Source organism: Streptomyces sp. NPDC045778, from assembly GCF_056431945.1.
In genome coordinates this window covers 54172-77101 of sequence record NZ_JBWKJZ010000013.1, presented here as the reverse complement: position 1 = coordinate 77101, position 22930 = coordinate 54172, and the positions used below count along the sequence as shown (strand labels likewise).

Genomic DNA, 22930 nt, shown 5'->3' with positions numbered 1-22930 from the left:
CCGCTCCTCAACTGACGTGCCAGGGACCCAACTTCTCGGGATTCCTCACCGCCCAGATGCGCCTGATCCGGTCCCCCGCGAACTCGAACGCGTACACCGTCGCCAGCTTGCCGTCCTGCCACGCCACCAAGCCGGGCAGGCCGTTGACCGTGCGCTCCCGGAACGTGGTGCGATCGCCCGAGACACGGGCGATCCTGGCGTAGGCGCGTGCGACCCGTTCACCGCCCACGAGCGGGCGCCGGTGGGTGACGGCGAGGCCACCGCCGTCGGCGGTCGCGATGGCCTCGGGGTCGAGCAGACCGATCAGGCCCTCGATGTCCTTGGCCTGCCACGCCGACCTGAACCGCCGGACGACGTCCGCCTGCCCGGCGCTCGGGCCCGCCGGGGCCTGCGCGGTGCGGAGGCGCCGCCGGGCGGACGAGGCCAGTTGGCGGCACGCCGCCGGAGTACGGCCGACGATCTCGGCGACCTCGCCGAAGGGGTAGCGGAAGACGTCGTGCAGGACGAACGCCACGCGCTCGGCCGGGGTCATCGCGTCCAGGACGACCAGGAAGGCCATCGTCACCGATTCGTCGAGGGTGATCCGCTCGGCCGGATCGACCCCGCCCGCGCCGGCGTGCCCCGCGATCCACTCCGTGGGCTCGGGCAGCGGCTCGGGGATCCAGTCGCCGACGTACGTCTCCCGCCTCACCCGCGCCGAACCGAGCAGGTTCAGGCAGATGCGGCTGGCGACCGTCACCAGCCAGGCGCCGGGCGACTCGATGGCTCGCTGCTGCCGCGGGGACATGGCGTACCAGCGGGCGCACGTTTCCTGTACGACGTCCTCGGCGTCGGTGAGGGATCCCAGGAGGCGGTAGGCCAGGTTGATGAGCCGGCGCCGCTCGTTCGTGATCACGGTGAGGCCCGGGTCGACCTGGTCCTGGCCGGTCTCGGCCGTGGTGGTCATGGTCTCGGCACTGGTGGTCATGGTCCGGCCGTCTCCCTCGCTCGCTCCCGCACCTCTACCCGTGATGACAAGACAGCGCACCGGAATGTGAGGCCGCCGTCTCACCTCACATTCCCGAGGGCCGCGTTGTCGTACTGACGAGACCGGAACACGAGACCGGAACACGAGACCAGAGCACGAGACCGGAACACGAGACCAGAGCACGAGACCAGAGCACGAGACCGGAACACGAGACCGGAACACGAGACCGGAACACGAGACCGGAACACGAGACCAGAGCACGAGACCGGAACACGAGATCAGAAGAGGATTTCGATGAACGACTTCCAGGCCATCGCGGACCGCGTCGAGATCGAGGCGCTGCGCGGCGAGTTCACCGACGCGGCGATGATGCGCGACCGGCCCCGCCTCGCGTCGCTGTTCACGCCGGACGGTGCCCTGCGCATGCCCAACATCCCCGTCGAACAGGTCGGCCGCGAGGAGATCCGTGCCGGGGGTGAACTGTTGCAGAGCCAGTGGGACTTCTTCGTTCAGACCACCCACCCCGGCACGATCCAGCTCGACGGCGACACCGCGACCGGCCGCGCCTACATCCAGGAACTGGGCCGCGCCCTGGACGGCCGCCAGGGCCTGAACTACGCCGTCTACCACGACCGTTACCAGCGCACCGCGGAGGGCTGGAAGTTCGCCGAGCGGGTGTACGAGGTCAGGTACCTCGACACTTCCCCGCTGGCGGGCACGGCTCCCCGCGGGGGGCGGGGCTCTGGTGCCGCCCCGGCCGCGTCCTTCACCGACCCGGCATCGGGCGAACGTCTGGAGCGGGTGGCCGCCGCGCTGCGTGCGGGCGGCTTCGCCGCCGAGATCCTCGACGACGCCGCGGCGGCGCGCGCCCGCGTCAAGGACCTGATCCCCGAGGGCACCAGCGTGCTCACCGGAGCCAGCGAGACCCTCCGGCTGTCCGGGATCGACGAGGACCTCAACGCCAGCGGCCGGTACGACGCCATCAGGCCGCGCGTCCTGGCCATCGACCGCGCCACCGGAGCCGACGAGATCCGACGGCTGGTCGCCAGCCCCCAGTACGTCGTCAACAGCGTCGCCGCGGTCACCGAGACCGGCGCCCTCGTCCTCGCCTCGGGCAGCGGCAGCCAACTCCCCGCCAACGCGGGCGGCGCCGCCCACGCGGTCTGGATCGTCGGCGCCCAGAAGGTCGTGCCCGACCTGAGCACAGCCCTGCGCCGCGTCGAGGAACACGCCCTCCCTTTGGAGAGCGCCCGCGCCCAGGTGGCGTACGGCATGCCCAGCGCCGTCAACCGCCTGCTCATCCTCAACGCGGAGCCCCGTCCGGGGCGGGGGACGGTGTTGTTGCTTCGTGAGGCTGTTGGGTACTGACTTGGGCTGGGTCGGTTGGGAGGCGGGTGCGGCGGCTGTACGCGTAGGTGCCCGTGCCGCGGGGGCAGGCGGCGCGCCGACGCCCTCACTGCGGGCCCCGTCGTCGCTGCCTCAGCCCACGCAGGTCCAGCACGACCAAGGGGCATCGGCACCGCGGGGGATACGTGCACGACCCTGGCCCTGGGGCGGCAGCGGGCCCAGCACCTCCAGCAGGAATGTCCGTATGCCGGGAGCGGGCAAGGCCGGACGCCCTGGTGGCGCCTCACTGACCTCACACTGTCCGTCCGACAACAGCCAAGGGGAAGGCACTTTCCAGCCGATCGGCTGGCTGTCGTCGGCGTTCCGCTCGTCAAAGAATGCAGTTGACCAGGCGGGAGTGGAACTGGCCTCGCTGGGAGCTGCCATCCCCGCCATTCCAGTGGGTGTGCGCCGCTTCGGTCGCCGCCGGGGGGCGCCGTGTCTTCCGTCACCGGTCGTCTGCGCTGGGGCTGGCTGATGATTCGTACCGGTGGTCTGGAGGCCGTGATCGCCCTGCATACCGCCAACAATGCCTTGGCCATAGGCCTGGCCGCTGCCTTCGGTGAGCTGGCCGACAACGGCACCGCGGCCGACGCCCCTTGGCAGGCCCTCGTACTCGAGGTGGTCTTCAGTCCGCTGTACTGCCTGACCGTGGCACGGCTCGCCGTCCGCCACGCGCTCAATCCCCGGATCCCATGACTGCCGCATAGCCAGCACGTCGCCACCGCGTACGCGCGGTGGGAGAAGGCTGTCGGCGGCGACAAGGCCACACGTACCCCTGGGGCACACAGGAAGACGTTCAGGGGGCCGTCCGGACGCGTTGCTGTCCCGACTCCACGGTGAGGCGGTAGCCACTCCAGGTCGGCCACCCCAGCTCCGCGTAGCTGCGGGACTCGCGTTGCCCCCGGGCCTTCATGAAGTCCACCGCGCCGACGAAGCAACCGCTCGCCCGGCCCTGCCCGTCGACGGTGAGGCGGGCCAGGCCGTCGCACTGGAAGGGGCTGTCGAGCGGGGTCAGGATCACACCGCCGGGGCGGACCTGGTCGACCCAGGCCTGCGGGAGCCGGCGTACGGCGACGGTGGAGATGAGACGGTCGTACGGAGCGCCTGGCGGGTGACCTTCCTCGCCGTCCCCCACGACGAGGTGCGGCGCGCAGCCTGCGGTGCGCAGCGTGGTGGTGGCGTGCTCGGCGAGGCCCTTGTCGATCTCGATGGAGGTGACGGCGGCCGCGCCGACGCGCTCGGCCAGGAGCACGGTGTTGTACCCGGTGCCGGTGCCGATCTCCAGGACGCGCTCGCCCGGTTGCGGGTCCAGGTGGTGCAGCATCTCGACGACGACGGCCGGGCAGGAGATGGATCCGGTGAAGGCGTCGCAGCCGGTCGGCCCGTCGGGAGGTACGGCCCCGTCGGCGATCTGCGTGATCAGCGGGCTGCGGGCGCGGTAGACGGCTCGCAGCCACTGGCCGGGCTTCTTCCGCCGGTCCAGGAGGGGGAACAGCCCGTCCTCGGGGCCGCGGTGGGGCCACCACACACGCTCGGGAACAAAGGCCTCACGGGGTATGGCCAGGAAGGCCTCGCGCAGCCAGGGCCGGTCGTGGAAGTGGCCGTAGTCGTACCGATCGATCTCGTCGGCGCATTGCGCCCGCGCCCGCTCCGCGGCCGCCACCGTGCTCACCCCTGACGCCGGGTCAGCCGTGGCTTCCGGGCCCGTCCGGTGGTTCCTCCTCCTCGGGAGGCTCCTCGATGGTGGGGTCCTCGCGCAGCAGCGTCTCCTCCGGCATGGGGTTGCCCGGATCTCCCGGGGACGAGTACTCGCCACCCACCTGACCGTTGCCCTGCTGCCGGTGCGCCATGGCCCCTCCTCCACACTGCTGGTGCTGCGAGTCTGCGCGCGCCCGCGCCGTGATCGCCACACCGCGTCCAGGTGCGCGTGGGCGTGTGGGGTGCCGTGCGCGCCGCTTCAAGGCCCCGGGATGGTGGCGGCCTTCTCCATCCGTTACCGCGAAGTGGCCTCTTCCTGCCACGGCCCCTTGTGTCCAGCAGGCAGCCATTGTCCCGTCGCACCAGGTCGCCAAGGATGAAATCGCTGGGTCAGCGGGCCCGTACTCCGACTTCGTCGGCAGGCCCGTTCTCCGACTGTCTTCTTCCTTGGCCATGAAGGGTCCGATTGATGGTGAACCGCCTGAGCGAGGGCCAGTTGGCCGAATTCGAAGAGAACGGCTTCCTGGTCGTCCCCGATGTCCTCGGGGCCGCCGAGGTGGCCGCGCTCGGGGCGGAGGCGGAGGCGCTCTACGGCACGGACTCGCCGCGGCGCACCTTCGAGGCCGACGGGCGCACCGTGCGTGCCGTACACGGGTGTCACCAGATCCCCGGAGGCTTCGCCGACCTGGTCACGGACGCGCGGCTGCTCGTGCCCGCCCGCCAGATCGTCGGCGGCGACGTCTACGTGCACCAGTCGAAGATCAACGCCAAGCGGGCCCTCTCCGGCGACATCTGGCCCTGGCACCAGGACTTCACCTTCTGGAACCGCGAGGACGGCATGGCCGAGCCGCGTGTGGTGAACGTCGCCCTCTTCCTCGACGCGGCCACGGATCACAACGGCCCTCTCCTTCTTATTGCTGGTTCTCATCTCGTCGCCGGTACGGAGACCGTACGGCCCGGGAAGAAGCCCGGTAAGGAGTCCGGTAAGGAGTCCGGTAAGGAGCCCGGTAAGGAGTCCGGAAAGAAGGCGGACGCGGAATCGTGGCAGACGCATCTCGCCGCGGATCTGGAATACACCGTCAGCCGGGAAAGCCTCGCCCGGCTCAACGCGAGCGCCGACATCGTCTCGGCGCTCGGCGGCGCCGGGTCGCTGCTCTTCTTCGATTCCCGGATCGTGCACGGTTCGGGCAGCAACATGTCCCCGGCCGACCGGCGCATGGCCATCTTCACGTACAACAGCGTCGACAACGCCCCCGGCGCCGTCGCCGCGCCGCGGCCCGACTTCCTGGCCGCCCGCGACCACTCCCCGCTCCAGGTGACCCGGTGACCGCAGCGGGTCCCGGCGCCCCCGAGGCCTCGCGGGAGTTCCCGCTCACCCAGCAGCAGTGGGCGGTCCTGACCTCTCAGCGGCTGCACCCGGACAGCGACGCGTACCACGTGCCCATCGGCTACCGGCTCACCGGTCCGCTCGACGAGGCGGCGCTGGAGCGGGCGCTGCGGCGCGTGCTGGAGCGCCACCCGGTCCTGCGGGTGGCGCTCCACGACGGGGCCGACGGGCTCCTGCGGCAGCGGGTGAACGGCGTGCCCGACCGGGTGCTCGCCACGCATGCCGTCACGGCCGGCGAAACGGACGCACGGATCGCCGCGGCCGTGGCCGCTCCGTTCGCCGCGGGGGCGACCTGCCGGCTGCGGGCCGACCTGTTCCGGCTCGCCCCCGGGGAGTCGATCCTCGTTCTCGTCTTCGACCACCTCGTGGTGGACGCCCCGTCCGTCGCTGTCATCGCCGACGAACTGGCGCGTGCGTACGCCGAGTTCCAGGCGGGCGTGGAGCCCGGCCCGGCCGCCCCGGAGTCCGGCTACTTCGACTACGCCCGCGACCAGGAGGAGTTCTTCGCCGGCGCCGAGGCCGCGCGGCTCGGCGACTTCTGGGACGGATACCTCAGCGGCCTGGCGGCACCGGCCCTCCCGGGCCGCGTGTCCGGTGCCGGGCGCACCGCCTCGCTGCCGGTGCGGGTGGCCGGCGGGCTCACCGTGGCGGCCGAGCGGGCGGGCGTCACCCCCGCCGCCCTCCTGATGGCCGCCCTGTCGCTCACCACCCAGCTGTGCTTCCGGGTGACCGACTCGGTGATCTCCTACCCGGCCGTGGACTGGCGGCGCATGGAGTACGAGCCGGTCGTCGGCCTCTTCACCGACATGCCGGCCTTCCGGTGCCCGCCGCACGACAGGACGAGCCTCCAGGAGTACGTGCGCACGGTGCACACCGACCTCCTGGAGTGCCTGGGTCACCAGGGGGCGCCCCTCGCGAAGCTCCGCGCCCGGCTCCGCGCGGTCGACCCGCGGGGTGACGGCACGCCTCCCGTCATGCTCTCGGTCAACAACGTCCCCGGCACCGGGCTCCACCTGCCGGGGCTCACCGAGGAGTGGCTGGGGCTGCGCCCGGCGCGGCCCAAGACCGGCCTGGCGCTCAGCGTGTTCTTCCGCGACACCGGCGTGGAGGCCCGCCTCGACGTCGACCCCGGGCACCACGACGAGGCAGTGGCACGGCGCTTCGCCACCGCCTTCGAGCAGGTGCTCGACCAGGCCGTGGCCGGCTGGGACGGCCCGGCGGCGGCCGTGGAACTCGCGGGCGCGGCCGACCGTTCGCTGGTCCTGGACACCTGGAATCCGCCGGTCCCCGCGGCCCCGGAGTGGACCGTGCCCGGCCGGTTCGTGGCCCGCGCGGCCCGTACGCCCGACGCGGTGGCGCTCGTGGCGCGGGGCCAGGAGATCACCTACGGGCGGCTCGATGCGGACAGCCGGCTGCTCGCCGCCCGGCTCGCCGCGCTCGGCCTGCCCGCCGGGAGTGTCGTCGCGCTCTGCCTGCCCAGGTCGGCGGCGTTCGTGACGGCGGCCCTCGCGGTGCTCCGCAGCGGTCTCGCCTTTCTTCCCGTGGACATCGAGCAGCCGCCGCCGCGCCGGGCGTTCCTGCTCGCCGACGCGGGGGCGGCCGCGGCGATCGTGGCGGGCCCCGCAGGCCCCGCAGGCCCCGAAGGCCCGGCGGGCCCCGCAGGCCCCGAGGGACTCAAAGGCACCGACGCGGCGACGGGCAGCCCGCTCCCCGTCGTCGATCTCAGCGCACCCGCGGACCCGCTTCCCGGGTACGCCGACGCCGAGCCCGCCCCCGACCACCCCGCCTACCTCATCACCACCTCCGGCAGCACGGGCCTGCCCAAGACCGTCGTCGTCCCGCACCGGGCCATCGCCAACCACGTGCGCTGGAAGGCCGCCGAGTTCGGCTTCGGCGCCGACGACCGCTTCTACTTCAAGACGCCGCCGGTGTTCGACGCCTCCCTGTGGGAGTACCTCCTTCCCCTGACCATCGGGGCGAGGGCCGTCGTCGCGCCGCAGGGCGGCCACCGCGATCCGGCACTGCTGCTCGCCGAGATGCGCCGGTACCGGGTGAGCGTCGTCCAGTTCGTACCGACCGTCCTCAAGGCCGTCCTGGCCGAGAAGGCCGTGCCGAGCGAGAAGGCCGTGCCGAGCGAGGAGGCCGGGCCCTCTGAGAGGCCCGCGACGACCGTGCCGGGCCTGTCCCGGTGCACCGCCCTGCGCTGGATCTTCTCCGGCGGCGAGCCGCTGGAGACGTCGGTCGCCGCGCGGGTCCGCGCCGCGACCGGGGCCCGCCTCGTCAACCTGTACGGGCCGACGGAGGCGACCATCGACGCCACGTTCCACGTCTGCGGCCCGGACGAGCAGGACCGGGACGGCTTCGTACCGATCGGGCGGCCCGTCGGCGGCGGCCAGGCGTACGTGCTCGGCGAGGGCGGCCAGCCGCTGCCGCCCGGCCTCACCGGGCAGCTGCACCTCGGCGGGCTGCCGCTCGCCACCGGGTACGCCCACCGCGAGCAGCTCACCGAGGAGCGCTTCGCCCCGCACCCCTTCGCCGCCGCGCCCGGCCAGGCCCTCTACCGCACGGGTGACCTCGCCCGCTTCCGCGAGGACGGAGTGCTGGAGTTCCACGGCAGGGAGGACGCCGAGGCGAAGGTGCGCGGCATGCGCGTCGACCTCGCCGGGATCGGCGCGCTGCTCGGCGAGCTGGCGGGGGTGCGCGACGCGGTCGTCACCGTGATGCCAGGGCGGGACGACGCGCTGGCCGCCTACGTCGTCGCCGACCCCGGCGTCCCCGACGCGGCCCTGCGCGCCCACCTCGCCGACCGACTGCCCCGGGAACTGGTGCCCGCGGCCGTGGTGCGGCTCGACGCGCTGCCCGTCACGGCATCCGGCAAGACCGACGTACGGGCCCTTCCGGTGCCGGAGGCCGGACATGCGCCGGACGCGGGCGGGGCACCCCGCTCCGCCCTGGAGCACCGGCTCACCGCGCTGTGGGCCGAGGTCCTCGGCGTGGGCCCGGAGCGGGTGCCCAGGAACGCCAGCCTGTTCGAACTGGGCGGCACCTCACTGACCTTGATCCGCCTGCACCAGCGGATACGAGCCGCGCTCTCGCCCGGCGCGGCCGTCACCGACCTCTTCAAGTACCCCACCGTCGAGGCGTTCGCCGACGCCCTGGACGGCTCCGGCACCGGCCCGGTCACACGCTAAGGATGAACATGATTGCTGCTGAGGACGGGCAGGCCGTCGCGGTCGTCGGGATGAGCTGTCGCTTCCCCGGGGCCCCCGACCTGGACCGGTACTGGGCCGGTCTCCTGGACAGCGCCGGCGCGCTCACCCCCGCGACCGAGCCGGACCTTGCGGCGGCCGGAGTGCCCGAGTCGCTGCGCCGGCGGCCGGAGTACGTGCCGGTGTCCGGCCGGATCGAGGACTTCGACCTCTTCGACGCGGAGTACTTCGGGCTCTCCCCCGCCGAAGCCACCGCGACCGACCCCCAGCAGCGGCTGTTCCTCCAGGAGGCCGTGCACGCCCTCGAACACGCCGGGTGGACCGGCGCCGACGGCAGGCGCGTCGGCGTCTTCTGCGGCAGCGGGGAGAACACGTACGCCCAACTCCTCGACCAGGACGGCCTGGTGCTGCCCGACAGCCCGGCCACCCTGCCCCTGCGCGTCTCCTACCACCTCGACCTGCGCGGCCCGAGCGTCTTCGTGAGCAGCCTGTGCTCGACCTCGCTCACCGCGGTCCACCTGGCCCGGCGGAGCCTGCTCGCCGGGGACTGCGACCTCGCCCTCGCGGGCGCCGTGAACCTGCGCCTGCCCGACCACCACGGCTACCTCGCCCGGCCGGGCGGCGTGGCCTCGCCGGACGGGGCCCTGTACCCCTTCGACGGCCGGGCCTCGGGCACCGTGCCCGGCAGCGGCGTCGGCGTGGTCGTCCTGAAGCGCCTCGACGCGGCCCTGCGCGACGGGGACACCGTGCACGCGGTCGTACGGGGTTCGGCCCTGAACAACGACGGCGCGGACCGGCAGAGCTTCGCCGCCCCCAGCGTCCGGGGACAGCGCGACGTCGTCCTGGCCGCGCTCGCCGACGCCGGGGTCGACCCCGGCAGCATCGCCTACGTCGAGGCGCACGGCACCGGCACGCCGCTCGGCGACCCGGTGGAGATCGCCGCGCTCCTGGAGGCCAGGGAGCGGCTCGGGGTGACGACGGACTGCGTGATCGGTGCCGTGAAGTCGTCCGTCGGCCACCTGGACAGCGCGGCCGGCATGGCCGGGTTCATCAAGGCCGTCCTTGCCGTCCGCGAGGGTACGGTCCCGCCGACCGCCGGCCACGAGGAGCTGAACCCGCGCATACGCCTGCACGGCACGGGACTTCGCGTCAACAAGTGCGCCGAGCCCTGGCCACAGGCCGACGGCCCCCGGCGGGCCGCCGTCACCGCGCTCGGCATCGGCGGCACCAACGCCCACGTCGTCCTGGAGGAACCACCGGCCGCACCCGCCGCCGCGCGGTCCGCGGAGGCGGGCCCCGCCCGGATCTTCCCCGTCTCGGCCCACAGCCCCCGCTCCTTCGAGCGCTGGCGCGGGCTGCTCGCCGAGCGGGTCGCCGGGCTCACGGCGGCCGACGTCGCCCACACCCTCCAACACCGGCGCACCGCCCGCCCGCTGCGCCGGGCGTGGCTCGCCTCCTCGGCGGCCGGGTTCGCGGCCGCGCTGAGGGAGCCCGCCGCACCGGTCGCGGCCGGGCCTGTCGTCCTCGGCCTCGACCCCCGCAACCTCGCCCCGCACGGTCTGGATCCCCGGTTGCCCGAGTTCCTCCCGGGGCTGCGGGCGGAGCTTGGAAGGCCCGGCGAGGACGGTGCCGAGGTGCCGCGCGCCGCGCTGTGGGCGCTCGGTGCCCTGGCCGGCGTCCCGGTCCTGGCGGGCGCGGGCGCGGGGGAGTACCTCGCGCTCGCCGCGGCGGGCGTGCTCGCTCCCGAGGTGGCGCTGCGCTGCGCGGACCGGCACGACCGGACGGTGGCCGCCGCGCTCCCCGGCGCCGACCTGAGCGCGTGCGAACGCCACCTGGACGCGCTGGAAACGGAGTTGAGGGCGGCCGCCTGGGCTCCCGCCGCGCGCGAGGTCAGGCTGGCGGGCGCCGGTGTCCGCGTGGCCCCGGGCGGGCTTCCCGCGGTGGACCGCCTCCTGGACATGACGCGCGGCGCGGTGATGGGCGCCGAGCCGCCCGCGGCGCCCTGCGAAGGACCGGACCTGTTCGCCGCGCTCGGCGCCTGGGACCGGTGGCTCGCGCTGGTCGCCCACTGCTGGGAGCGGGGTACGGACGTGCCCTGGCACCTCGTCGAGGGGTCCGGCGAGGGGCGCGTGGCCCCGCTTCCGCCCTACCCCTTCGAGGAGACCCGCCACTGGCCCGCCGAGGCGCCACCCGCCCCGGAGGTCGCCGTGTCTGCCCCCGCGCGGCCCACGGCGGCGGACGCCCGCCGCGAGCCGCAGGAACACCTCGCCGCCATCTGGCGGGAAGTCCTCGGCGTCGACGACGTACGTCCCGACGACAGCTTCTTCCTGCTCGGCGGGCACTCGCTGCTCGCCTCCCAGGTCATGGCCAGGATCTGGGAACGCCTGGAGGTCCGGATCTCCCTGGGCGACCTCCTGGAGGCCGAGACACTGGAGGGCATGGCGGGCCTGGTGGCCGAGCGCCTCGCGGCGGAACGGCTCTTCACCTCGCTGGCACCGGCGGGCGACGACACGGTCGGGACGGTCGAACTGTGAACACGGCCACCCCCGGCTCCGCCGCCCCCCTGAACGTGACCCGCTTCCTGGAAGACCTCGCCGGGCGCGGCGTGCGCATCCGGCGCAAGGACGACAAGCTCGCCGTGTCCGCGCCCGAAGGGGTGCTCACCCCCGAACTGGCCGCCACCATCCGCGCGCACCGGGAGGAGGTGCTGCGGTTCCTGCGCGCACACGAGCAGGAGGAGGCCCGCCGCGGCGTCCGCATGGAGCGGGTCGACCGCACCCGGCCGATCCCCGCCTCCTACGCGCAGCACCGGCTGTGGCTCATCGAGCAGACCGGCACCGACCTGCCCGTCTACAACATGTACTTCGTCAGCGAGCTGCGCGGACCCGTGGACGTGGCGGCGCTGCGCGGGGCCGTCGAGGACGTCGTACGGCGCCATGAGGTGCTCCGCACGTCCCTGGCCGAGACCGGGGACGGGGGCCTGGAACAGCGCATCGACGCGGACTGCGGCGCGGCCTTCACCACCCACGAGGCGACCGGCGGCGACGCGCTGGACCGGCTGGTGTTCTCGCTGGTCACCACGCGCTTCGACCTGTCGAGGGCGCCGCTGGCCCGCTTCGACCTGATCCGCACGGGACCCGAGCGGTGGACCTTCGTGGTCACCCAGCACCACGTCATGTCCGACGGCTGGTCAGCGAACCTGCTCAAGCGCGAGATCTCCGAGCTGTACGCCGCCCGCCGCGAGGGACGCGCCCCCCGGCTGCCCGAGCTGCCCGTCCAGTACGCGGACTACGCGGTCTGGGAGCGCGGCTGGCTCGGCAGCGAACTCGCCGAGGAACAGCGCGCGTTCTGGCGCACGACGCTGGCCGGCCTGCCGCCCGCGCTCGACCTGGTCCCGGGGCGGCGGCGCGACGCCGTGCAGAGCTACCGGGGCGAGGGTTTCGACTTCCACTACGGGCCCCGGACGCTCGCCCGGGTGCGGGCCCTGTGCGAGGAGACCGGCGCCACGCTCTACAGCACCCTCATGGCGGCGTACTCCTTCCTGCTGTCCCGCATGACCCGGCAGACCGACGTGGCGGTCGGCAGCCCGCTGGCCAACCGGCCCTACCCGGTCCTGGAGAACACCTTCGGGCTCTTCTTCAACTCGATCACCCTGCGCAGCCGCGTCGAACCGGACCTGACCGTGCGGGAGTTCCTCGCCCGCACCCGGCAGGCCGCTTTCGACGCCTTCGCCCACCAGGACCTGCCCTTCGACCAGGTGGTGCAGGCGGTGGCCCCGGAGCGGACGCTGTCCCACGCGCCGCTCTTCCAGTCCATCTTCATCCTCCAGAGCTATCCGGCGGTCGAACTGGACCTGGCGGGCGTCGAGACCACGACCGTGGTGCCGCCCATCTACTCGGCCCAGTACGACGTGATGTTCAAGCTCCGCGCGGTGGACGACGGGTTCGCCGGGATCATGATCTACAACAGGACCCTGCTCGACGAGGCCGACGCCCGGCGCTTCACCACCTGGTTCGAGGACGTCGTCGAGCTGTTCGCCGAGTCCCTCGACACCCCGCTCGGCCGCCTCGCCCTGCCCGACCCGGACGGCGCCCGCGACGTGGCGCGAGGGAACGCGGAACGCCGGCTCCCCGTGCCCGACGCCACGATCGACGCCCTGGTGCGCCGTCGGCTCGCGGCCGCCCCCGACGCCCCCGCCCTCACCTTCCGGGACGTGACCGTCTCCCGGGGCGAACTCGCCCGCCGCGCCGGCGCCGTCGCCGCGTCCCTGCGCGCGGCGGGCCTGCGGCCCGGCGAGCGCGTCGGACTGCTCCTGCCCCGCACCCCCGACCTGGTCGCGGTGGTGCTCGGCGTCCTTCAGGCCGGACTCTCCTACGTCCCCCTGAGCGGCGCCCTGCCCCCCGCGCGCACCGACGCCATGCTCGCCGCCGCCGACTGCTCGGCCCTCGTGCTCGGCGCGCCCCACGAGGACCGCGTGCCCTGCTTCTCCGGGCGGCGGCTGCGCGCCGCCGAACTGTTCACCGGGGCCGGTCCCGGCACGCCCGGGACGGCGACCGCCCAGGACACCGCGTACACGATCTTCACCTCCGGCTCCACGGGCCACCCCAAGGGCGTCGAAGTCACCCACGCCAACCTGACGAACCTGGTCGCCGCGCTCGACGAGGCGGTCCCGGTGGACGGCGACACGGTGTGGCTCTCCGTCACCGACCTCACCTTCGACATCGCGGTGGTCGAACTCCTGTGGACGCTCACCCGCGGTGTCCACGTCGTCCTCGCGGAGACCGCGGAGACCCTGCGCCTGCTGCCCGCCACCGGGGCGGGGCGGGAACCGGCCGGCGCACCGGAGCTGATCCTGCGCCACGGCGTCACCGCGCTCCAGGCCACCCCCACGTTCGTACGCGAGGTGCTGCGCCTGCCCGACGCCGAACGGGGCCTCGGCGCCCTGGAGCTGCTGCTCGTCGGCGGCGAGGCCCTCGACCCGGCGCTCGCGGCCCGCCTCAAGGCGCTGGGCGTCCCGCGCGTCCTGAACATGTACGGGCCCACGGAGACCACGGTCTGGTCGACGTGCTGGGAAGTCCCGGCGGAACCGGACCGTGTCCTGGTGGGGCGGCCCCTGGCCAACACCTCCGTACACGTCGTCGACGCCGCGCTGCGGCCGGTGCCCCTCGGCATGTACGGCGAACTGCTCATCGGCGGCGCCGGGGTCACGCGCGGCTACGCGGGGCGGCCCGACCTCACCCGCGAACGCTTCGTGACGCTGCCGGAAGCCGGCGCAGAAAGCCGCGTCTACCGCACCGGGGACATCGCCCGACTGCTTCCCGGCGGGGCGCTCGAACTGGCCGGGCGCGTCGACCACCAGGTGAAGGTCAACGGCTACCGCATCGAACTCCAGGAGGTCGAGCACGCCGTCGACTCCCTGGACGCGGTGGCCGCCTCGGCGGTGACCGTGCAGCGCCGGGGCGACCGCGACGTCTTCGTGGCGCACTACGTGCCCCGGGCCGGGCGGGCGGCCCCGGACGACACGGAGCTGCGCGCCGCCCTCGCCGCCCTGCTGCCGGAGCAGATGCTGCCCGCCGCCTTCGTGACGCTCGCCGCGCTGCCCACGACGCCCGGCGGCAAGACGGACCGGCGCGCCCTCGCCCCCGTGCGGTTCGCCGAGCCCGCGGCGGAGCCCGTACCGGTGACGACGGACCTGGAGCGGCGGCTGCTCGCGGTGTGGCGCACGGTGCTCGGGAACGACGCGGTGGGCCCGGACGACGACTTCTTCCAGGCCGGCGGCACCTCCATCCTGATGGCCCGGCTGCTCCAGGACGTACGCGAGGAGATACGGCCCGACGCCGTGATCGTCGACCTCTTCCGCCATCCCACCGCGCGTGGCTACGCCGCCCACCTCACCGGCTCCGCGGACCCGGCCACGCCGCCCGCGGGACCGGACCCCGCGACCGAGGACCGTCGCGCCGCCCAGGCGCGGCGCCGACAGCAGGTGGCCCGCAAGCGGCGCGAACGATCGGAGCACAAGCAGCCATGAGCGGCGAGATCCCCGTGCCGTACGACGAGCAGCCGTACGGTGACCAGCCTGACGGCACCGAGCCTGATGGTGACCCGGCCGACGACCTGGGCCTCGTCGCCGTCATCGGCACGGCCTGCCGGTTCCCCGGCGCCGACTCCAGCGCCGCCTACTGGGACCTCCTGCGCGAGGGGCGCTCCCCGCTGGAGCGGGTCTCCCGCGAGGAGATGCTCCGGGCGGGCCGGGCCGCCGAGGTCATCGACGACCCCGCGTACGTGCCGTTCCGCAAGCCGTTCGCCGACCAGGCGCTGTTCGACGCCGAGTTCTTCGGCCTCACCCCCGCCGAGGCCGCCGCCACCGACCCGCAGCAGCGGTTCCTCCTGGAGACCGCCGTGCACGCCCTGGAGGACGCCGGGCTCGACCCGGCGGACCCGCCCGGCGGCGTCGGCGTGTACCTCGGCATGAACCACTCCGACTACCTGCTGCGCAACGTCCTCGGCCACCCCGAGGTGATCCAGCGGCTCGGCTGGCACCGCGTCCTGATGGGCAACGACCGCGGCTTCACCGCGACGACCCTGTCCCACCGGCTCGGCCTCACCGGCCCGAGCATCGCCGTGGACTGCGCCTGCTCCTCCAGCCTGGCCGCCGTCCACCAGGCGTGCCGCGCCCTGCTCGCCTACGACACGGACGTGGCCCTGGCCGGCGGCTCGGCCATCCGGCCCCAGGACGTGGGCCACCTCCACGTGGCGGGAGGCATCGCCGCGCCCGACGGCAGCTGCCGCCCCTTCTCCGCCGACGCCAACGGCACCGTCTTCGCCAACGGGGCAGGACTCGTCGTCCTGCGCCGCCTGGAGGACGCGCTCGCCGACGGCGACCGCGTCCTGGCCGTCGTCCGCGCCAGCGACATGAACAACGACGGCGCCGCCAAGAGCAGTTACACCGCGCCGAGCGCCCGCGGCCAGGAGGCGGTCATCGCCTCCACGCACCGCCTGGCGGGCATCACCGCCGACCGGGTCTCCTACGTCGAGGCGCACGGCACCGGCACCCCGCTGGGCGACCCCATCGAAGTGGCCGCGCTGACCGCGGCGTTCCGGCAGAGCACCGGCGCGACGGGCTACTGCTCCATCGGCTCGGCGAAGGCCAACGTCGGGCACCTCGACTCGGCCTCCGGCATCGCGGGCCTCATCAAGGTCGTCCTCGCGCTCAAGCACCGCACCCTGCCCGCGACGCCGGGCGGCGGAGAGCTGAACCCGCACATCGACTTCGCCTCCTCGCCGTTCCGCGTGGACCGCTCGGCCAGGCCGTGGACGGCCCCCGGCGGGCCGCTGCTCGCGGGGGTCAGCTCCTTCGGGGTGGGCGGCACCAATGTGCACGTCCTGGTCGAGGAGCCCCCGGCCGCCCCACCACAGAGCCCCGGGGCGGACGCGCCGGGCGCGACGCTGCTGCCCTTCTCGGCCCGCTCCCTCGCCTCCCTGGATGACCTCGAAGCCCTGGTCCGGCAACACGCAGAGGCCACCGGCGCCGCTGAACTGCCGGACCTGGCCCGCACGTTGACGCGGTCCCGGAGCGGGCACCCCCGGCGGCGCGCCCTGCTGTGGCGCGCCTCGGGCGAGCCCGTCACGCTGTCCGGCGGGCCCGGGGAGCGGGACGGGCGTCCACCCGCCTTCGTGCTCCGCTACGCACCGGGCCGCCCGCCCCTGGAACGGGCCGCCCTCCAGGCGCTGCTCGCCGAGCGGCCCGCCTTCCGCGAGAGGGCCCGTCGCCTCGCCGCCCCCTGGGCCGCGAGCGCCGGGCGGAGCGTCGAGCACGCCCTCGACGGCCTCCTGGAGGACGCGCCCGCGCTGGTCACCGACACCGTCGTGGCACTCGCCTGCGCCGCCGTGTGGACCGACCAGGGGGTCACCCCGGCGGCCGTCGTCGCCGAGCCACGCACTTGGCTCGCCGCCGCCGCGCTGGCCGGCTGCCTGCCGGAGCCCGAACTACCGCGAATGCTCGCTCAGTTGGCCGCAGGAACCGTGTCCGGGCAGGAGCTGCGCGAGGCCTGCCGCCCCGCCCTGATTCCCTGGTACGACGCGGACGGCTCGGAGTGGTGCGCGCGTGGTACGAGCCCCGACCTCGCGGCAGCCGCCGCCGGCACCCCGGCCGTCCCCGGGCGGCGCCGGCTGCCGCCGAAGGTGACCGCCGCCGTGGCCGTCCTGCCGGGTCCCCTTCCCGAGGACTGGCTCCCGCCCGCCTTCGCCGACGCCGCACCCGTCGCCTTCCCCGGCCTGCCCCCGGCGGAGGGCCTGGCGGCCGCACTCGGACAGGCCTGGGTGCTCGGCCTCGGCGTGCGCGCCGACCGGGTCACCCCCGTGGGCCCCGGCCCCGTCGTGGACCTGCCCGGCTACCCCTTCGAGCGCCGCCGCCACTGGCTGCGACCCGCGTCCCCGGCCCTGCCCGTGGCGGCCCCGCCGGACGAGGAGCCGCCGCGGGACCTGGCCTGCGCCGCCCGGCGGATCGTCGCCGAGGCCCTCGGCGTCGCGGACGTAGCGGCCGAGGACAGCCTGTACGACCTGGGCGGCGACTCCCTCCTCGCCACCCGCGTCGTCGCCGAGGCGCGGGCCCGCTGGGGCCTGGCCGTGCCCGTCGGCTCGTTCCTGCGCGCCCCGTCCCCCGCGACCCTCGCCCGGCTCGCCGGGGAGGCCGCGGGGGAGGCCACGGGGCAGGGGGCGCGGGCCGCGTCGCCGCGCGCCGCCGCTGGAGCGCTGCCCGTCACCCCCCTCCAGGAACGGTTCTTGTACCTCAGCGGCATCAAGGGCGCCGCCGAGTCCTACAACGTGCCCGTCCTCGCGGATCTGCGCGGCCCCCTCGACACCCGGGCGCTCGACGCCGCCTGGCGCGACGTGGTCGCGCGGCACGAGAGCCTGCGGGTGTCCTTCCGCGTCAGTGCCGAGGGTGCTGCCCAGGAGGTCGCGGCCGAGGTCCCCACCGGGCTCGCGGTCACCGAGGTGGCCGACGGCGCCGCGCTGCGGGACCGGATCACGGACCTGCTCGACGCCACCCTGCCCGTGGACCGGGCTCCGCTGTTCCGTGCCGCGCTGCTGCGGACGGCACCCGAGCGGCATGTCCTGGTCGTCGTGCTGCACCACATCCTGGCGGACGCCGCCTCCACCGGGGTGCTGCTGCGCGACCTGTACGCCGCCTACGCGCGCCGCACCGGCACCGCCGCCGAGCAGCAGCGCCCCCTCGACGGACTGTTCTCCGCCCAGCTGCGGGCGGAGACCCAGTGGCTCGACTCCGCAGAGGCCGCGCGCCAGCTCGACTTTTGGCACGAGGAGCTGAACGACCTGCCGGAGCGCGTCGAACTGCCGGGGGACCGGCCGCGCACGGCCCGGGCCGGCCACCGCGGTGACAAGGTGGAGTTCACCTTGACCGCCGAGGTCTCCACCCGGGTCACCCGGCTCGCGGCGCGCACCGGCACCACCCCGTTCACCGTCGTCCTCGCCTGCTTCGCCACCGTCGTCGCCCGGGTCGCGGGACGGGACGACTTCCTGGTGGGCGTCCCCGTGTCCGGGCGCCACCGCCCGCACACCCAGGACCTGATCGGCAACTTCGTCAACACCCTGCCGCTGCGGCTCGCCGTCGACCCCGAGCGCTCCCTCACCGAACTGCTCGGCCCGCTCGCCCGGCGGGTCACCGCCGCCCTCGACCACCAGGACCTGCCGTACGAGGTCCTGACGGAGAAGCTGGGCACCGCCGGCACCCCGCTGTTCGACGTGCTCTTCAACATGCTGAGCCCCGAGGCCAGCGTCGTCGAACCCCCCGCGGGCCTGCGCGCGGTGCCTGTCCCCTTCGAGCGCCGTACGAGCCCGTACGAACTCTCCCTGGACTGGTGGTTCGACCGCGCCGGGCTCCTCGCCGGACGCTTCGTGTACGACACCGGGCGCTTCGACCGTGCCACGGTCCAGGGCTGGCAGGAACTCTTCTCGTACGCGCTCGACCAGTTGACCCGCACACCCGAGGCGCCCCTGACCCGCGTCCCCGAGCCGCCCGCCACCGCCGCGCGCGTCGCCGCCCTCCTCACCGGGCCCGTCGTCGCCGTCCCTGAGGAACCCGTCCACGCGGTGTTCGCCCGGCGCGCGGCCGAGGCTCCGGGCCGACTCGCCGTGCGGGACGGCCACAGCGCCCTGACCTACGGCGAACTCGGCCGGGCCTCGGCGGCTGTCGCGGCCCGGCTGACCGGCCTGGGCGTCACCAGCGGCGAGAGCGTCGGCCTCGCGATGCCCCGCGGCGTGCCCCTGGTGGCCGCGCTGCTCGGGGTGTTGCGGGCCGGTGCGACCCCGGTGCCGTTCGACCCGGCGCTGCCCCAGCGGCGGCTCGCGGCCCTCGCGGAGGACTGCGCCCCGCGGTTCGTCCTGTGCGCCGACGTGGCCGACGCGGAGTTCGCGCCCGGCGCGCGGGCGGTCCCGCTGCCCGGCCTCGCCGTGCTGGCCGCCGAGGGGCCGGACGGTCCGGTGCCCGGCGACGCCGCCGGCCCCGAGGTCGGCGCGTACGTCACGTACACGAGCGGCACCACCGGCCACCCGAAGGGCATCCACTTCCCGCACCGGGCGCTCACCAATCTCATCCACTGGGAGACCGCCGGGTACGCCAGCGGTCTGCGCTGGCTCCAGCTGGCGTCCTTCGGCTTCGACGCGGCCTTCCACGAGACGTTCGCCGCCCTGTGCTCCGGCGGCGCGCTCTTCGTCGCCGACGAGCGGACCAAGCACGACCACGACCTGTTCGCGGAGTTCACGCGGGCCCACCGGATCGAGAAGGCCATCCTGCCGGTCTCGCTGCTCCACGCGCTCGCCGCGCGCCACGCGGAAGATCCCGGGGCTTTCGCCTCGCTCCGCGAGATCGCCTCCACCGGCGAGCAGTTGAGGATCAGCGAGAGCCTCGTCGCCTTCTTCGAGCGCCTCGACGGCTGCCGGCTGATCAACAACTACGGGCCCGCCGAGACCCACGTCGTGACGTCCTACCGCTTCACCGGAGCGCCTCGGGACTGGCCCCGGCACGCCCCGATCGGCACACCTCTGCCCAACGTGGTCCTCGACATCCAGGACCGCACGGGCCGGACCGTGCCCCTGGGCTCGGTGGGGGAACTGCTGATCAGCGGCGTCTGCGTGGCCACCGGTTACCTGGGCCGCCCCGAGCTGACCGCCGAACGATTCACCGGCACCGGCACTGATACGGGCGCCGGTACTGGCACTGATACCGGCACCGGCACCGGCGCCCCGCGCGGCTACCGCAGCGGCGACCGCGTACGCCTCACCCGCGCGGGCCTCGTCGAGTTCAAGGGCCGCGCCGACCAGCAGCTCAAGATCCGCGGCCATCGGGTGGAGCCCGGTGAGGTGGAGGTCGCCATCCGCCGGGAGCCCGACGTACGGGACGTCGCCCTGGTGGCCCGGGGCCCGGACGGCGACCGGCGCCTGGACGCCTACCTCGTCGCCGCGCCCGGGGCCCGGGACCTCGTCGAGCGGCTGCGCCGACGGCTGCGCGAGGAACTGCCCGCGGCCCTGGTGCCCTCGTCGTTCACCCTCGTCGAGCGCATGCCGGTCAACGGCAACGGCAAGGTGGACCCGGCCCGGCTGCCCGCCCCCGGCACCCCTACCGCGCCGCCCGTGGCCCCCGTGGGCCACGACCCGGTCACCGGGGCGGTCCTCACCGCCTTCCGCCAGGTCCTGGGCGCCCCGGAGCTGGACGCGGACACCGACTTCTTCGACGCGGGCGGCCACTCGCTCCTGGCGACCCGGCTGATCCACGCCCTCCACGAAGCAACCGGCGTCCGCCCCGGCATCGACGAGCTGTACCGGCACGGGAGCGCCGCTGCCCTCGCCAGGGCGCTCACGGAACGCGGCCCCGCGGCGGACGCGGACGCCCCGGGGCCCGAGGAGGACCTCACCAGGCCGGGGCCGCCCGCCGCACTGCCGCCGGGCCTGCGCCCGCTGGCGGCGGCGTCCGCGACGCTCCAGAAGACGTTCGTCTTCGACACCGTCAGCCCCCTGGACCCCGAGCGGGTACGGGCGGCGGCCCGCACGGTCCTGGCGCGCCACCCCGCGCTGCGCCTGACCTTCCCCGGCGGCGGACGGATCGTGCCCGGCACGCCCGGCGCCGCGGCACCCGTGGACGTCGTACCACCACTTGATCAGAAGCCCGACGTGCCCGACGCGGCGGCCGCACTCCACGCACTGGCCCAGGGCCGCCCGATCGACCCCGCCCGCGAACCGCTGCTCCGGCTGACCCTGGCCGGCCCGCTCCTCGCGGTGACGGTCCATCTGACGGTGCTCGACGGGCGAGGGCTGCTCACCCTGTGCCGGGCCGTCGCCGACGCCTGCGCGGCGGAGCCCGGCGGCCAGGACGCCCCTGCTGCCGACGACGGCTTCCTGCGGTACCTGACCTGGCGCGACCAACTCCTCGGCGCGGAAAGGGCGGTGGCGGCGGGCGCCCGGTGGCGCGACCTCCTCACGTCCGGCACCGGCGGCAGCGGACCGGCGCGCCCCGACATCGGCGCGCTCGCCGGCCGGCGCACCTGGGAGCCGGGCCGCCGGCTGCACGAGGTGCTGCGCTCCCTCGCCGCGGAGCTGCGGGTGACGCCCTTCACGCTGCACCTGACGGCGTTCGCCACGGCCATGGCGTGGGCCCAGGGCCGCGCCGACGTCTGCCCGGCGGTGCCCCTCGACGGGCGCTGCCACCCCGACCTGGACCGGTCGGTCGGCGCCTTCGCCAACGTGGTCCCGGTGCCGCTGCGGCTCCCCGAAGGGCAGTCGGCACGCTCCGCGCTGGCCGCCGTGCGCGAGGTGTTCGACCGGATCCGGGAGCTGCGGACCGTCCCGTACGCCGACCTCGCCGCGGCCGACCCGGCCCTGCGGCCGTTCACCGACCTGCCCGTCGTCTTCAACTACGCCCGCGACGAAGGGGACCGGCCGCTGCTCGGCACGGGCCGCATGCGCGGCGTCGCTCCCGACCCGCTCACCCCCGGTCGGCGGGTGCGCTTCTCGGTCGTGGACACCCCCACCTCGTTCCGGGCGTCCCTCACCTTCGCGCACAGCGCCCTGGAGGGGCAGGACGCCCGGCTGCTGACCCTTTATCAGAAGGCTTTGTACGCGCTGGTGTTCGCCCCGGGCGACGATGCGCCCCAAGGCGCGCAGGCGGCCCCCGCGGACTCCTGGCACGCGGAAATCATGGAGCGGATATGAAGTTCAGCCTGTTCTTCTTCGCCAATGGCTCGGACGCGGGCGAGCAGTACCGGCTGCTGCTCGAAGCGGCGCGGTTCGCCGACCGTGCCGGGTTCACCGCGGTGTGGACGCCGGAGCGGCACTTCCACGACTTCGGGGCGCCCTTCCCCAACCCGGCGGTCACCGGCGCCGCCGTCGCGGCCGTGACCCGCCGCATCGACGTACGGGCGGGCAGCGTGGTGCTGCCCCTGCACGACCCGCTGCGGGTCGCCGAGGAGTGGGCGGTCGTGGACCGGCTCTCGGGCGGGCGGGCCGGACTCGCCGTCGCCTCCGGCTGGAACCCGCACGACTTCACCCTGGCCCCGGACGCCTTCGCCGAGCGCAGGGCCGCGCTCCGGGACGGCCTGCGCGAGGTACGGGAGCTGTGGGCGGGGCGCCCGGTGTCGCGCAAGGCGCCCGACGGCACCCGGCACGAGGTGCGCACCCACCCCCGCCCCGCGCGCGGCGCGCTCCCCACCTGGATCACCGCGGCCGGCTCCGGCGACACCTTCGCCTGGGCGGGGGAGCAGGGGCACGGCGTCCTGACCCATCTGCTCGGACAGGACCGGCAGACCCTGGAGGACAACCTGGTGCGCTACGGGGACGCGCTGGTCGACGCCGGGCACGGCCCGGACGAGGAGCGGGTCGCCGTCATGCTGCACACGTACGTCGGGGCCGACCGGGACTCCGCGCTCGCCGCGGCCCGGAGGCCGATGACCGCGTACATGCGCTCCTCGATGACGCTGTTCGGACTCAACGCGGCGCAGCTGGCCGAGGGGTCGGTGTCCGAGGAGGCCGTCGAGGAACTCCTCGCGCACCGCTACGCCGAGTACGCCGCGAGCCGCTGCCTCATCGGGTCCGTCGACAGCTGTGTGCCGCTGGTCTCCGCGCTCGCCGACCTCGGCGTGGACGAGATCGCCTGCCTGATCGACTTCGGGGTGGGCACGGACGAGGTCCTCGCGTCCCTGGTGCACCTGGACCGGCTGCGGGAGAGGTGCGCCGACCTGTGAGCGTGTGCCCCGGGGCCGCCGCACCCCG

At 74.7% G+C, this 22930-nt stretch carries 10 protein-coding genes and 1 pseudogene; 8 read left to right on the top strand and 3 right to left on the bottom strand.

The features are described 5' to 3' along the window. Nucleotides 1-7: 7 nt before the first annotated feature. Nucleotides 8-946, bottom strand: a complete 939-nt coding sequence (gene sigJ / locus AC07GB_RS18515; RefSeq protein WP_478846900.1) for an RNA polymerase sigma factor SigJ — start codon at nucleotides 944-946, stop codon at nucleotides 8-10. 315 nt (nucleotides 947-1261) lie between these two features. Between sigJ and AC07GB_RS18510 the strand changes: the two genes are divergently transcribed. Next, entirely contained in the window at nucleotides 1262-2335 is a 1074-nt protein-coding gene (locus tag AC07GB_RS18510) for an LUD domain-containing protein (RefSeq protein ID WP_478846629.1), read from the top strand. A gap of 477 nt (nucleotides 2336-2812) precedes the next feature. After that, nucleotides 2813-3052 (top strand): annotated as a pseudogene (locus tag AC07GB_RS18505) (CPBP family intramembrane glutamate endopeptidase); the annotation flags it as partial. Nucleotides 3053-3152: 100 nt separating this feature from the next. On the opposite strand, the gene AC07GB_RS18500 reads toward AC07GB_RS18505, so the two are convergent. Both AC07GB_RS18500 and AC07GB_RS18495 read right to left on the bottom strand, forming a co-directional pair. Continuing rightward, the gene (locus AC07GB_RS18500) at nucleotides 3153-4028 is read right to left on the bottom strand and encodes a methyltransferase domain-containing protein (RefSeq protein ID WP_478846627.1); all 876 of its coding nucleotides are present in this window, start codon (nucleotides 4026-4028) and stop codon (nucleotides 3153-3155) included. Nucleotides 4029-4041: 13 nt separating this feature from the next. Next, nucleotides 4042-4206: a hypothetical protein gene (locus AC07GB_RS18495; RefSeq protein ID WP_478846625.1), complete on the bottom strand. Its 165-nt coding sequence runs from the start codon at nucleotides 4204-4206 to the stop codon at nucleotides 4042-4044. Between the two features lie 317 nt (nucleotides 4207-4523). On the opposite strand from AC07GB_RS18495, the gene AC07GB_RS18490 reads away from it, so the two are divergent. From AC07GB_RS18490 to AC07GB_RS18465, 6 genes are read left to right on the top strand one after another with little or no spacing between them, the layout of a single operon-like run. Then, nucleotides 4524-5381 (top strand): phytanoyl-CoA dioxygenase family protein, encoded by an 858-nt coding sequence (locus AC07GB_RS18490; protein WP_478846623.1) that lies wholly within the window; start codon nucleotides 4524-4526, stop codon nucleotides 5379-5381. Next, the gene (locus tag AC07GB_RS18485) at nucleotides 5378-8632 is read left to right on the top strand and encodes a non-ribosomal peptide synthetase (protein WP_478846621.1); all 3255 of its coding nucleotides are present in this window, start codon (nucleotides 5378-5380) and stop codon (nucleotides 8630-8632) included. Before AC07GB_RS18490 ends, AC07GB_RS18485 begins: the two co-directional genes overlap by 4 nt. 8 nt (nucleotides 8633-8640) lie before the next feature. After that, nucleotides 8641-11184, top strand: a complete 2544-nt coding sequence (locus AC07GB_RS18480; protein ID WP_478846619.1) for a beta-ketoacyl synthase N-terminal-like domain-containing protein — start codon at nucleotides 8641-8643, stop codon at nucleotides 11182-11184. Beyond that, complete coding sequence (locus tag AC07GB_RS18475; protein ID WP_478846617.1) at nucleotides 11181-14678, top strand: non-ribosomal peptide synthetase; 3498 nt, start codon at nucleotides 11181-11183, stop codon at nucleotides 14676-14678. The genes AC07GB_RS18480 and AC07GB_RS18475 overlap by 4 nt, the downstream gene beginning before the upstream one ends. Further along, on the top strand, nucleotides 14675-21874 hold the full coding sequence (locus AC07GB_RS18470) for an amino acid adenylation domain-containing protein (protein WP_478846615.1): 7200 nt from the start codon (nucleotides 14675-14677) through the stop codon (nucleotides 21872-21874). Before AC07GB_RS18475 ends, AC07GB_RS18470 begins: the two co-directional genes overlap by 4 nt. Then, on the top strand, nucleotides 21871-22902 hold the full coding sequence (locus tag AC07GB_RS18465) for a MupA/Atu3671 family FMN-dependent luciferase-like monooxygenase (protein ID WP_478846613.1): 1032 nt from the start codon (nucleotides 21871-21873) through the stop codon (nucleotides 22900-22902). Before AC07GB_RS18470 ends, AC07GB_RS18465 begins: the two co-directional genes overlap by 4 nt. Nucleotides 22903-22930 lie beyond the last annotated feature (28 nt).

Coding starts and splice junctions, on each gene's coding strand:
- sigJ (WP_478846900.1), bottom strand. CDS start 946: ATGACCACCACGGCCGAGACCGGCCAGGACCAGGTCGACCCGGGCCTC.
- AC07GB_RS18510 (WP_478846629.1), top strand. CDS start 1,262: ATGAACGACTTCCAGGCCATCGCGGACCGCGTCGAGATCGAGGCGCTG.
- AC07GB_RS18495 (WP_478846625.1), bottom strand. CDS start 4,206: ATGGCGCACCGGCAGCAGGGCAACGGTCAGGTGGGTGGCGAGTACTCG.
- AC07GB_RS18490 (WP_478846623.1), top strand. CDS start 4,524: ATGGTGAACCGCCTGAGCGAGGGCCAGTTGGCCGAATTCGAAGAGAAC.
- AC07GB_RS18480 (WP_478846619.1), top strand. CDS start 8,641: ATGATTGCTGCTGAGGACGGGCAGGCCGTCGCGGTCGTCGGGATGAGC.
- AC07GB_RS18470 (WP_478846615.1), top strand. CDS start 14,675: ATGAGCGGCGAGATCCCCGTGCCGTACGACGAGCAGCCGTACGGTGAC.
- AC07GB_RS18465 (WP_478846613.1), top strand. CDS start 21,871: ATGAAGTTCAGCCTGTTCTTCTTCGCCAATGGCTCGGACGCGGGCGAG.